The organism is Enterobacter sp. DC1 (assembly GCF_000568075.1).
Taxonomy (GTDB): domain Bacteria; phylum Pseudomonadota; class Gammaproteobacteria; order Enterobacterales; family Enterobacteriaceae; genus Enterobacter; species Enterobacter asburiae.
Genome location: NZ_AZUA01000005.1, coordinates 139,644 through 152,306 on the forward strand (window position 1 = coordinate 139,644; position 12,663 = coordinate 152,306).

At 59.0% G+C, this 12,663-nt stretch carries 11 protein-coding genes; 9 read left to right on the plus strand and 2 right to left on the minus strand.

What is annotated here, in order from left to right; translation table 11 throughout:
* The first annotated feature begins 146 nt into the window (after nucleotides 1–146).
* Genes modA through modC form a run of 3 tightly spaced genes read left to right on the plus strand, consistent with a single transcriptional unit; the run spans nucleotide 147 to nucleotide 2,670 of the window.
* On the plus strand, nucleotides 147–920 hold the full coding sequence (gene modA / locus P346_RS06490; protein ID WP_032661179.1) for a molybdate ABC transporter substrate-binding protein: 774 nt from the start codon (nucleotides 147–149) through the stop codon (nucleotides 918–920).
* Nucleotides 920–1,609, plus strand: a complete 690-nt coding sequence (gene modB / locus P346_RS06485; protein WP_032661182.1) for a molybdate ABC transporter permease subunit — start codon at nucleotides 920–922, stop codon at nucleotides 1,607–1,609. Before modA ends, modB begins: the two co-directional genes overlap by 1 nt.
* Nucleotides 1,610–1,611: 2 nt before the next feature.
* A complete protein-coding gene (gene modC, locus P346_RS06480; RefSeq protein ID WP_032661184.1) occupies nucleotides 1,612–2,670 on the plus strand; it encodes a molybdenum ABC transporter ATP-binding protein ModC in 1,059 nt (352 codons plus the stop codon).
* On the opposite strand, the gene P346_RS06475 is transcribed toward modC, so the two are convergent.
* Nucleotides 2,671–3,489 carry a pyridoxal phosphatase gene (locus P346_RS06475; RefSeq protein WP_032661187.1) on the minus strand — a complete coding sequence of 273 codons (819 nt, stop codon included), beginning with the start codon at nucleotides 3,487–3,489 and terminating at the stop codon, nucleotides 2,671–2,673.
* Nucleotides 3,490–3,629: 140 nt separating this feature from the next.
* Here P346_RS06475 and pgl point away from each other — a divergent pair, with 140 nt between their 5' ends.
* On the plus strand, nucleotides 3,630–4,625 hold the full coding sequence (gene pgl / locus P346_RS06470) for a 6-phosphogluconolactonase (protein ID WP_032661189.1): 996 nt from the start codon (nucleotides 3,630–3,632) through the stop codon (nucleotides 4,623–4,625).
* Nucleotides 4,626–4,712: 87 nt separating this feature from the next.
* Here the strand turns inward: pgl and P346_RS06465 are convergent, their stop codons facing one another.
* Complete coding sequence (locus tag P346_RS06465; RefSeq protein ID WP_032661191.1) at nucleotides 4,713–5,996, minus strand: putative acyl-CoA thioester hydrolase; 1,284 nt, start codon at nucleotides 5,994–5,996, stop codon at nucleotides 4,713–4,715.
* 226 nt (nucleotides 5,997–6,222) lie between these two features.
* Here P346_RS06465 and hutI point away from each other — a divergent pair, with 226 nt between their 5' ends.
* The 5 genes from hutI (at nucleotide 6,223) to hutH (ending at nucleotide 12,468) form a co-directional block, all read left to right on the plus strand.
* Nucleotides 6,223–7,446, plus strand: a complete 1,224-nt coding sequence (gene hutI / locus P346_RS06460) for an imidazolonepropionase (RefSeq protein WP_032661194.1) — start codon at nucleotides 6,223–6,225, stop codon at nucleotides 7,444–7,446.
* The gene (hutG, locus tag P346_RS06455) at nucleotides 7,443–8,381 is read left to right on the plus strand and encodes a formimidoylglutamase (RefSeq protein ID WP_032661196.1); all 939 of its coding nucleotides are present in this window, start codon (nucleotides 7,443–7,445) and stop codon (nucleotides 8,379–8,381) included. The genes hutI and hutG overlap by 4 nt, the downstream gene beginning before the upstream one ends.
* Before the next feature lie 19 nt (nucleotides 8,382–8,400).
* Entirely contained in the window at nucleotides 8,401–9,135 is a 735-nt protein-coding gene (locus tag P346_RS06450) for a histidine utilization repressor (RefSeq protein WP_032661199.1), read from the plus strand.
* A gap of 127 nt (nucleotides 9,136–9,262) precedes the next feature.
* Complete coding sequence (hutU, locus tag P346_RS06445; RefSeq protein ID WP_032661201.1) at nucleotides 9,263–10,948, plus strand: urocanate hydratase; 1,686 nt, start codon at nucleotides 9,263–9,265, stop codon at nucleotides 10,946–10,948.
* Nucleotides 10,948–12,468 carry a histidine ammonia-lyase gene (hutH, locus tag P346_RS06440; protein WP_032661203.1) on the plus strand — a complete coding sequence of 507 codons (1,521 nt, stop codon included), beginning with the start codon at nucleotides 10,948–10,950 and terminating at the stop codon, nucleotides 12,466–12,468. Before hutU ends, hutH begins: the two co-directional genes overlap by 1 nt.
* Nucleotides 12,469–12,663 lie beyond the last annotated feature (195 nt).

Sequence of the window (12,663 nt, forward strand, 5' to 3'; positions counted from 1 at the left end):
TTTGCTCTCAAGATTTTCCCGTTTACGCCGATATTATTTAACGCATCACACCGGTTTACCCCTTCAGCGGTACGATTAAACGCTGGGATCTCCCTGACGTTACCGTTATATTAATATGTATATAACGCTACTCACAGGAGTTACAGATGGCACGTTCATGGGTACGCCTTTTCGCAGGGGCAACGCTGACGCTTTCACTTACCGGACACGCGCTGGCGGACGAGGGTAAAATCACGGTCTTTGCCGCGGCGTCGCTGACCAACGCGCTGCAGGACATCGCGGCGGCGTATAAAAAAGAGAAAAACGTCGAGGTGGTTTCCTCTTTTGCCTCTTCCTCGACGCTGGCGCGCCAGATAGAAGCTGGCGCACCGGCGGATCTGTTCATCTCTGCTGACCAGAAGTGGATGGATTACGCGGCGGAGAAGAAATCGATTGATGCCACAACCCGCGAAACGCTGCTGGGGAATAGCCTGGTTGTCGTGGCGCCAAAAGCCAGCGCGCAGGCGGACATCACCATCAACAAACAGACCAACTGGACGAGCCTGCTGAACGGTGGCCGTCTGGCGGTGGGCGACCCGGAGCACGTTCCGGCCGGGATTTATGCCAAAGAAGCGCTGCAAAAGCTGGGCGCATGGGAGACATTGTCACCGAAGCTGGCCCCGGCGGAAGACGTGCGCGGCGCTCTGGCGCTGGTAGAACGCAATGAAGCCCCGCTGGGCATTGTGTATGGCTCTGATGCCGTTGCCAGTAAAGGTGTAAAAGTGGTCGCAACGTTCCCGGAAGACTCCCACAAGAAAGTGGAATATCCTGTTGCGATTGTTGATGGACATAAAAATGCGGCCGTGACGGCCTTCCGCGATTACCTGAAAGGGCCGGAGGCGTCCGCAATCTTTAAACGTTATGGATTCACGACTCACTGATGATATTGACCGATCCTGAATGGCAGGCTGTTCTGCTGAGCCTAAAAGTCTCTTCCCTGGCGGTTGCGCTGAGCTTGCCCTTTGGGATCTTCTTTGCCTGGCTACTGGTTCGCTGTCAGTTTCCCGGCAAAACGCTGCTCGACAGCGTGCTTCATCTTCCGCTCGTTTTGCCGCCCGTGGTGGTCGGTTACCTGCTGCTGATTTCGATGGGGCGACGCGGTTTTATCGGCGAGAAGCTCTACGACTGGTTTGGGCTGACGTTTGCGTTTAGCTGGCGCGGTGCGGTACTGGCGGCGGCGGTGATGTCATTCCCGCTGATGGTGAGGGCGATACGCCTCGCGCTGGAAGGCGTGGACATGAAGCTCGAACAGGCGGCCCGCACGCTGGGCGCAGGGCGCTGGCGCGTCTTTTTCACCATCACGCTACCCCTGACGCTACCCGGCATTATTGTTGGTACGGTACTGGCCTTTGCCCGCTCGCTGGGCGAGTTTGGCGCGACGATCACGTTTGTGTCGAACATCCCCGGCGAGACGCGAACCATCCCGTCGGCAATGTATACCCTGATTCAAACGCCGGGCGGTGAAGGCGCGGCGGCGCGGCTGTGTATTATTTCAATTGTGCTGGCGCTGGCATCGCTAATGGTGTCTGAATGGCTGGCGCGGATCAGCCGCGAGCGGATGGGGAAATAAGCATGCTGGAACTCCATTTTACCCAGACGCTGGGAAACCATACCCTGACGCTTAACGAAACGCTGCCGGCCAGCGGTATCACCGCTATCTTTGGCGTGTCGGGGGCGGGAAAAACGTCGCTGATTAATGCCATCAGCGGCCTGACCCGCCCGCAGTCTGGCCGTATTGTCCTGAATGACCGCGTCCTGAATGACGTGGAGAATAAGGTTTACCTCTCGCCGGATAAGCGCCGCATCGGCTATGTTTTCCAGGACGCGCGCCTGTTCCCGCACTACAGCGTGCGCGGCAACCTGCGTTACGGCATGGCGAAAAGCATGGCCGGGCAGTTTGATAAGCTGGTGACGCTTTTAGGCATTGAGCCTCTGCTCGACAGGCTGCCCTCCTCGCTCTCCGGCGGAGAAAAACAGCGTGTGGCCATTGGCCGCGCGTTGCTGACAGCCCCCGAACTGCTGCTGCTCGACGAACCGCTGGCCTCGCTCGATATTCCGCGTAAACGCGAACTTCTGCCTTATCTACAGCGCCTGACGCGCGAAATTAATATTCCGATGCTCTACGTCAGCCATTCGCTGGATGAGATCCTCCATCTGGCCGACAAGGTGCTGGTGCTGGAAGAGGGCAGCGTTAAGGCCTTCGGCAACCTGGAAGAGGTGTGGGGCAGCAGCGTAATGCACCCGTGGTTACCCCGGGAACAGCAGAGCAGCATCCTGAAAGTGAGCGTTCTGGAACACCATCCACACTACGCAATGACCGCCCTGGCGCTGGGCGACCAGCATCTGTGGGTCAATAAGATCGACAAACCGTTGCAGTCCGCGCTGCGGATTCGCATCCAGGCGTCGGACGTCTCGCTGGTGCTGCAGCCGCCGCTGCAAACCAGTATTCGAAATATTCTGCGCGCCAAAGTCGCGGAGTGTTTTGATGATAACGGGCAGGTGGAAGTGAAGCTTGAAGTCGGCAGCAGGACGCTCTGGGCGCGCATCAGCCCGTGGGCGAGGGATGAGTTAGGGATCAAACCCGGCCTGTGGCTTTACGCGCAAATTAAGAGCGTCTCGATCACCGCCTGATTACAGCAGGTGGGTGTAAATGTACTGCGCGATGCTGTCGGTGGTGTTGTCGCCAATCACCACGTTGGCGCGGGCTTTGACCGCATCATCGGCATTGCCCATCGCCACGCCGGTACCGGCGGCTTCCAGCATGCTGATATCGTTGTAGTTGTCGCCGAAGGCGATCACGTCACGCATCGACCAGCCTTTTGCTTCCACATACTGCGTCAGGCGCTTGCCTTTGCTGTTGCCTTTGCGGGCAATGTCCACCTGGTCATGCCAGGACCATTCGCACTCCAGACCCAGCGTCTGCTCCACGTGTTTTGCGAAGGTATTCAGTTTGGTGGTGTCTTCATCGGTCAGGGCGAATTTCCAGATAGCCTCAACGTCCTGGGCTGCCTGACGCAGGGAGGAAACCTGGGTAAAGACCGGACGCTGCGCTTCAGGCAGGGACAGCGCCCAGTTGCTGGTGCGCACCACGTGGCCAGTAGGGCGCTCGTACACCATCGCGTTATCCACGTACATCAGGCCGTGAACGGCATGCTCATCCAGCAGATCGATCAGCTGCAGTGCCTGGGGAACCGGCAGCGGGTCGGATTCTAAAACCTTTTTTGCCTGATAATCATACAAATAAGTGCCATTACAACAAATTGCAGGTGTATCTAACGCCAGTGCCTGATAAAAAGGGTGAATGGCAACGTGATGTCGACCCGTTACGATAAGGAGTTGATATCCCACTTCCTGCGCGCGTTTTAGCGCCTTAAGGGAGGAGGGGAGAAGGGTTTTTTGCGGCGTCAGTAAGGTACCGTCTAAATCCAGAGCAATCACACGCGAGGTCATCTGTTTTCCCGGGTTAATATTGAATTTACGTTTTGATGGGATGGTACACCGAGAGGCGAACGCTTCAAAACTCCTGTCGACAATTCAGCATTCACCGTCAAAAGTTAACTACTTTCATGCGCAGTGAGGAGTGAATATTCATGAAACAAACCGTTTATACCGCCAGTCCTGAAAGCCAGCAGATCCACGTCTGGCGTTTAAATACCGAAGGGACACTCACGCTGGTTCAGGTTGTTGATGTGCCAGGCCAGGTGCAACCGATGGTCATCAGCCCGGATAAACGTTTCTTGTACGTGGGTGTGCGCCCGGAGTTCCGCGTGCTGGCCTATCGCATTTCTCCGGACGATGGCGCGCTGACGTACACTGCCGAAGCACCACTGCCGGGCAGCCCAACCCATATCTCGACCGATCGTAAAGGCAACTTTGTCTTCAGCGGCTCTTATAACGCGGGCTGCGTCAGCGTAACGCGTCTGGAAGATGGTATTCCGGTCGAAACCGTCGAGGTGGTGGAAGGGCTTGAAGGCTGCCACTCGGCGAATATCACGCCGGATAACCGCACGCTGTGGGTGCCTGCGCTGAAGCAGGATCGCATCTGCCTGTTCACCCTGAGCGACGATGGTCACCTGGTGGCGCAGCATCCTGCCGAAGTGACTACCGTTGAAGGCGCGGGTCCGCGCCATATGGTCTTCCATCCGAACCAGCAGTACGCCTACGTGGTTAATGAACTGAACAGCTCTGTGGACGTCTGGGAGCTGAAAGATCCTAACGGTCAGATCGAGTGCGTGCAAACACTCGACATGATGCCGTCCGACTTCTCCGACACCCGCTGGGCGGCGGATATCCACATTACGCCAAATGGCCGCCATCTGTACGCCTGCGACCGTACCTCCAGCCTGATTACCGTCTTTAGCGTCTCTGAAGACGGCAGCGTGCTGGCGATTGAAGGGTTCCAGCCAACGGAAACCCAGCCGCGCGGCTTTAATATCGATCACAGCGGTAAATACCTCATTGCGGCGGGGCAGAAATCCCACCACATCGCGCTGTATGAAATTAAAGGCGAGCAGGGGCTGCTGGAAGAGAAAGGGCGTTATGCCGTAGGCCAGGGGCCAATGTGGGTCGTGGTAAACGCTCACTAAGCGGCTAAAAACAAAAAACCTCGCGAATGCGAGGTTTTTTTATCTTTGTAGACCGGGTAAGGCGAAGCCGCCACCCGGCAAAACAGCTTACTGCTTCGGCTCAGCAACCACTTTACTACCCAGACCGCGGTTGTTGTATTCCCACATGCGGTTGAAGTTAGCGTCGTTCAGATTGCGCTGCACGTTCCCTTTATCATCCACCGCGCCGGTGTTGCCGGAGAATGGACGTTTGGAGATCGCGGCATCAGCCCACGGCTTCGCCATGTTAAAGCCTTCGTTGATCACGCTGTCGCGGATCACGACCTGGCCGTTGGTCGCAGAGTCGACGTCAAGGGAGCGTCCCAGCTGCGCCACGCCGTCACCGGCAGCGTTAAAGCGGCTGTTCACGGCCAGGAAGCCGTAGAAGAGGTTAGACTGGGTTGCTGGAGCAAACACGTAACCTTCCTGCTGAGTACGTGAGTTCACCACGCGGAAATCGGTATTATCAAACACCACCGCGCCGCGGCCGGACACCAGATCCACGTCACCTTCAACGTAGCTGTTGGTCACCAGGGTACGGGTCAGGCGGTTATTCTGCAGGGTGTTCTGCACGCCGCTGTTGGTCACGAAGAAGGTGTTCTGACGGCCCAGAATGTTAACGTTGTTAATCTGCACCTGATCGCCATCGCTACGCAGCGCAACGGCCTGGTGGCTGCCGGCATCAACGCTGTCGCCCAGGGTATTCTGAATGGTCAGGTTCTGCAGCTGCAGACCGTTATTCTGAGACCAGAATACCGCCGAGCACATCACGCCAATGGTGGCGGAACGCTTGCTCTGGCAGTTATCAAACATGTACCACGCCGGTTTACCCGGCATATATTTACCGGCCGGGTTCACCAGGTGACGCCAGGTGTTGCTGTCGATTTCGGAATCAATCGCCAGGCCAATTTTTACGTCGATCGCTTTTTCGCCCAGACCGTAAAGCGTAATGCTGCCAGGGGCCGCCGGAACATACACGGTGCCTTCATATTCACCTGGCAGGATCGCGATGTACTGGCGAGACGCGCTGTGCTTAGTGATGGCAGCATCAACCGCAGCCTGAATAGAGGTATGCGTTACGCCCTGCGCACCCGCCGGGCCAACCACGAAGTCAGGCTGTTTAGGCAGGTTAATAGAAGACGGTGTCCACGGCGCAGCGTTAGGATCCATCGCCGAGAAGTAGTGCGCACGATCGAAGTTCTTCGCTTCATCAGCGGACAAAATCGGGCGGGAGGCGGTACCGGGCGCAACCTGCTCAGAAGGACGCTGATCCGGTGGTGTTGAACTGCATGCGGATAAGGTCACGCCAAAGGCGAGTGCTAACGCCAGACGGGAAATCCTGGAAATGTTCAAGGTAGAGCTCCTGGGTATGCAAGTCTTAAACGGGATAGACGAAATAGCCTGCTTTTTTATACTAAGTTGAGCGAAACGGGAAGATAAAAAGGGTAAAAGTTGCATTTTTAGCCCCGGAGCGGCAGGTAAGTGATCACAAATAAATAACATTTTCAGTCAAGGCGGTTGACAGTAGACGGTGGATGCAAATAAATGTCTATACAACCTAAGACAAGTGGAATGCCTCATGCAGCAGATTCATCCCGACGATGTAATATGGCGAAATGCGCGACTGGCTACGATGGCGCCGGACTTACCTGAGCCTTACGGATTGAAAGAGCAACACGCCCTGGTCGTGCGCGGCCACACTATTCTGGCCGTGATCTCTGAATCTGACATTCCTTCCGGACACCGACACTGTGTCGATCTTCAGGGACGTCTGGTCACGCCTGGCCTGATTGACTGCCATACCCACCTGGTGTTTGGCGGGGATCGCGCGGCGGAGTGGGAGCAGCGTCTGAACGGCGTCTCTTATCAAACCATCAGCGCCCAGGGGGGCGGGATTAACGCTACCGTGACGGCGACGCGCAGCAGCTCGCCCGAAACCCTGCTTAAGCTGGCGCAGCAGCGGCTTCAGCGTCTTATGAATGAAGGCGTCACTACGGTTGAAATCAAGTCGGGATACGGTCTAAACCCCGAGGCCGAAGAGAAGATGCTGCAGGTCGCGCACCAGCTGAGCCTCAATAATCCGATCGATATCAGCCCAACGCTGCTGGCCGCGCATGCGGTTCCGCCGGAATACCGGCAGGATCCCGATGCGTACCTCACGCTGGTCTGCGAGCAGATATTGCCCACGCTGTGGCAGAAAGAGCTATATGAAGCAGTAGACGTGTTTTGTGAAAACGTCGGCTTCACCCCGTCGCAAACCGAGCGCCTCTTCCAGGCTGCCACCGCGCTCGGTATTCCGGTGAAAGGGCACGTCGAACAGCTGTCGAATCAGGGCGGCGCGGCGCTGGTCAGCCAGTATAAGGGCCTTTCAGCCGATCATATTGAGTATCTCGACGACGCAGGCGTTCAGGCGATGGCGGAAAGCGGCACGGTTGCCGTCCTGTTGCCGGGCGCGTTCTATTTTCTTCAGGAGCGCCAGCGTCCGCCTGTTGAACAGCTCAGAAAACGCGGTGTTCCGATGGCCGTCGCGACCGACTATAACCCCGGCACCAGCCCGTTTGCCAGCCTGCACCTGGCGATGAACATGGCCTGCGTCCAGTTTGGCTTGACCCCTGAAGAAGCCTGGGCCGGCGTCACGCGGCATGCCGCGCAGGCGCTGGGCCGTGGCGCAACCCACGGACAGCTGCGGGCAGGGTTTGTCGCTGATTTTATCGTCTGGGATGCTCGCCATCCGGTTGAGATGGTCTACGAGCCGGGACGCAATCCGCTGTATCAACGTATTTTCCGTGGGGAGGCAGTATGAAGTTATGGCGGCCGGTAGCCGAAACGGTCTGGCAGGGGCGCGACGACAGCGCCGAGGCCAGCAGTGCAAAGCGCATTTTCCAGACGATAAAGCAGCAGGGACAGTTCACGCCGCTTTCATCCGGCATCGCGCTGATAGGTTTTGAATGTGATGAAGGGGTAAAACGCAATCAGGGCAGGCCCGGCGCCGTGCAGGCACCGGATATGCTGCGAAAAGCGCTGGCAAATATGGCAAGCCATCAGGGGCACGAACGGCTGGCGGATATGGGCTCGGTGTACGTTGAAGGCGACGAGCTGGAAGCGGCGCAGCAGGCGTTAAGCGATGCCGTCACGGCCTACCAGCAGTCCGGGATGCGGACGCTGGTGTTTGGCGGCGGGCACGAAACCGCCTGGGCGCACGGTCGCGGCGTGCTGGACGCCTTCCCGAACGAGCGGGTTGTCATTATCAACCTTGATGCCCATCTCGATCTGCGCAAGGCCGATCATGCCACGTCCGGCACCCCGTTTCGCCAGCTGGCGCGCTACTGCGATGAGCGCGGGCGGGAATTTCACTACGCCTGCCTTGGCGTGAGCCGGGCGGCGAACACGCTGGCGCTGTGGGATGAGGCCGAACGCCTGAACGTCACGCTGGTGGAAGATCTCCATTTCAGGCGCGATGCGCTATCCGCCCTGGAAAGGGTGCTGGCGCAGGCCGATCGTATCTATCTGACAATCGACCTGGACGTCCTGCCCGCCAGCGAAATGCCTGCCGTGTCCGCACCGGCCGCGTTAGGCATACCGGCGCTGGATCTTCTCCCGGTTATCGAACAAATCTGCCGCAGCGGTAAGCTACAGGCCGCCGATCTGGTAGAGTTTAACCCGCAGTACGATCGGGACGGACAGGGCGCTAAGCTTGCCGCCCGCCTGGCCTGGCAAATTGCTCACTGGTGGGCATAATACTATTCAAGGAGTCACGATGTTTTCACGCTCACCTCTGCCGCAGTCGAGCCCTCCCGCGCCTTTCTACGAAAAGGTGAAGCAGGCAATTAGCGAAAAAATCGCTACCGGCGTCTGGCGCCCGCACGATCGCATTCCCTCGGAGGCCGAGCTGGTGGCGCAGTTTGGTTTTAGCCGGATGACCGTCAACCGGGCGCTGCGCGAGCTGACTGACGAAGGGCTTCTGGTGCGCCTGCAGGGCGTGGGGACGTTTGTGGCGGAACCGAAAGGACAGTCGGCCCTGTTTGAAATCCGCAGCATTGCGGACGAGATAGCCGCGCGTAGTCATCAGCACCGCTGTGAGGTGCTGGTGCTCGAAGAGACCCAGGCCAGCGCCGAGCAGGCCACAGAGCTTAACGTCAAGGAAGGCAGCCGCATTTTCCACTCCGTGATGGTGCATTTCGAAAACGACATTCCGGTGCAGATTGAAGATCGCTGCGTGAACGCTGAGCGGATACCGGACTATCTGAACCAGGATTACACCCAGACCACGCCGCACGCCTATCTCTCGCTCGTCGCACCGCTGACGGAAGGGGAGCACATTGTGGAGGCCGTGCGCGCCACGCCGCAGGAGTGTGAAAGGCTACGCATTAAAGAGCACGATCCGTGCCTGCTGATCCGCCGTCGAACCTGGTCCTCGTCGCACATTGTGTCGCATGCCCGGCTGCTTTTCCCGGGGAATCGCTACCGGCTGCAGGGCCACTTCATGTCATAAGTTTTATAAGCGTGATCGCTAACGCAATATAACAAAATTGTATCTTTTTTGTTAAATCTGACCTTGTGTGTGCTTGTCTATACAAGTATATCTAAATGCATCATCTGTCCCCTATGAGGAGCACACAATGTCGTCAGGTAAATACCGCCAGCAGGACGTCCGCGCCGCGCGCGGCACCACGCTTACCGCCAAAAGCTGGCTCACCGAAGCCCCGCTGCGCATGTTGATGAACAACCTCGACCCTGAGGTGGCGGAAAACCCCCACGAGCTGGTGGTCTACGGCGGCATAGGCCGCGCCGCGCGCAACTGGGAATGCTATGACGCAATTGTAAAATCCCTGACCGAACTCGAACACGACGAAACCCTGCTGGTGCAGTCAGGCAAGCCGGTGGGCGTGTTCAAAACGCACAAAAACGCGCCGCGCGTGCTGATCGCCAACTCTAACCTCGTGCCGCACTGGGCCACGTGGGAACACTTCAACGAACTGGACGCGAAAGGGCTGGCGATGTACGGCCAGATGACCGCGGGTAGCTGGATCTACATCGGCAGCCAGGGGATTGTGCAGGGCACCTACGAAACCTTCGTGGAAGCCGGCCGCCAGCACTATAACGGCTCGCTGAAAGGCCGTTGGGTATTGACTGCGGGTCTTGGCGGCATGGGCGGCGCGCAGCCGCTGGCCGCCACGCTTGCCGGCGCGTGCTCGCTCAACATTGAGTGCCAGCAGAGCCGCATTGATTTCCGTCTGCGCACCCGCTACGTCGATGAGCAGGCAACCGATCTGGACGATGCGCTGGCGCGCATCAAAAAATACACCTCCGAAGGCAAAGCGGTGTCGATTGCCCTGTGCGGCAACGCGGCTGACATTCTCCCGCAGCTCGTCGCCCGCGGCGTGCGTCCGGATCTGGTCACCGACCAGACCAGCGCCCATGACCCACTGCACGGTTACCTGCCAAAAGGCTGGACGTGGGAAGAATATCAGCAAAAAGCGGAAACCGACCCGGAAGGCACGGTACTTGCTGCGAAACGCTCCATGGCCGAGCACGTCTCCGCCATGCTGGCCTTTAGCCAGACGGGCATTCCGACCTTTGACTACGGCAACAACATCCGCCAGATGGCGAAAGAGATGGGCGTGAATAACGCGTTCGACTTCCCGGGCTTCGTTCCTGCCTATATTCGCCCGCTGTTCTGCCGCGGTATCGGTCCGTTCCGCTGGGTTGCCCTGTCCGGTGACCCGGAGGATATCTACAAAACCGACGCCAAAGTGAAGGAGATCGTCGCCGATGACGAACACCTGCATCGCTGGCTGGACATGGCCCGCGAGCGCATTAACTTCCAGGGCCTGCCGGCGCGTATCTGCTGGGTAGGGCTGGAGTGGCGTCAAAAACTCGGCCTCGCCTTCAACGAAATGGTGCGCAGCGGTGAGGTTTCCGCGCCGATCGTCATCGGCCGCGACCACCTGGACTCCGGCTCCGTCGCCAGCCCGAACCGCGAAACCGAAGCCATGCGCGACGGCTCGGATGCGGTCTCCGACTGGCCATTGCTGAACGCTCTGCTGAATACCGCCAGCGGTGCGACCTGGGTATCGCTGCACCACGGCGGCGGCGTGGGGATGGGCTTCTCCCAGCATTCCGGGATGGTCATCGTCTGCGACGGAACCGATGAAGCCGCCGCGCGTATCGCTCGCGTACTGCACAACGACCCGGCAACCGGCGTGATGCGTCACGCGGATGCGGGTTATGAGATTGCCATTGACTGTGCCAAAGAGCAGGGGCTTAACCTGCCGATGATCCCTGCCACACAAGGAAAGCATTAATGAACGCGTTAACACTCACTCCCGGCTCGCTGACGCTCAAACAGCTGCGTAACGTCTGGCGCAAGCCGGTCACCCTGTCGCTGGATGAAAGCGCCCACGCCGCCATTAACGACAGCGTCGCCTGCGTCGAAGCCATCGTTGCCGAAGGGCGCACCGCCTACGGGATTAACACCGGATTTGGCCTGCTGGCGCAGACCCGCATCGCGACACACGATCTGGAAAACTTACAGCGTTCGCTGGTGCTGTCACATGCGGCGGGCGTGGGTCAGCCGCTGGATGATGAGATTGTCCGTCTGATGATGGTGCTCAAAATCAACAGCCTGGCCCGCGGCTTCTCCGGCATTCGCCTGAGCGTGATTCAGGCGCTGATGGCGCTGGTCAATGCGGAAGTCTATCCGTGGATCCCGGCGAAAGGTTCCGTCGGCGCATCCGGCGATCTTGCGCCGCTGGCGCACATGTCGCTGCTGCTGCTGGGCGAAGGCAAAGCGCGCTGGCAGGGCGAGTGGCTTCCTGCGAAAGAGGCGCTGAAAAAAGCCGGGTTAAACCCGATCACCCTGGCGGCGAAAGAGGGGCTGGCGCTGCTGAACGGCACGCAGGCATCGACCGCTTTCGCGCTGCGCGGCCTGTTTGAAGCGGAAGAGCTGTTTGCCTCGGCGGTGGTGTGCGGTGCGCTGACTACCGAAGCCGTGCTGGGCTCGCGTCGCCCGTTCGATGCCCGCATCCACGAGGTGCGCGGTCAGCGCGGGCAGATTGATGCCGCCGCGATGTACCGTCACGTGCTTACCGACACCAGCGAAATTGCCGATTCACACCATAACTGCGAGAAGGTTCAGGATCCGTATTCCCTGCGCTGCCAGCCGCAGGTGATGGGCGCGTGCCTGACGCAGCTGCGCCAGGCGGCAGAGGTGCTGCTGGTGGAGGCCAACGCGGTGTCCGATAACCCGCTGGTGTTCGCCCAGGAAAACGAGGTGGTCTCCGGGGGCAACTTCCACGCCGAGTCGGTGGCAATGGCGGCGGATAATATCGCCCTGGCGATTGCCGAAGTCGGCGCCTTGTCCGAGCGCCGCATCGCGCTGATGATGGATAAACATATGTCCCAGCTGCCGCCGTTCCTGGTGCGTAACGGCGGGGTCAACTCGGGCTTTATGATTGCCCAGGTGACCGCGGCGGCGCTGGCGAGCGAGAACAAAGCCCTGTCGCACCCGCACAGTGTGGACAGCCTGCCAACGTCAGCGAACCAGGAAGATCACGTTTCGATGGCGCCGGCTGCCGGGCGTCGCCTCTGGGAAATGGCCTCCAACACCCGCGGCGTGCTGGCGGTGGAGTGGCTGGCGGCAAGTCAGGGTATCGATCTGCGAGAAGGGCTAAAATCCAGCCCGCTGCTGGAGCAGGCGCGTCATGTACTGCGCGAGCACGTATCGCACTACGATGATGACCGCTTCTTTGCACCGGATATTGATAAGGCGATGCAGCTCCTGGAAGAGGGGCGGCTGGTAGGGTTGTTGCCTTCGGTGCTGTGAATAACGCCCGGTGGCGCTGCGCTTACCGGGCCTACGCGTGCAAAATGTAGGCCGGGTAAGGCGAAGCCGCCACCCGGCTTTTTTTATGCGCCAGGCGATGCAGCTTCTGGAAGAAGGGCGGCTGGTGTGGCTGTTATCTTCGGTGCTGTGATTTTTTGCCCGGTGGCGCTGCGCTTACCGGGCCTACTGGTGTGA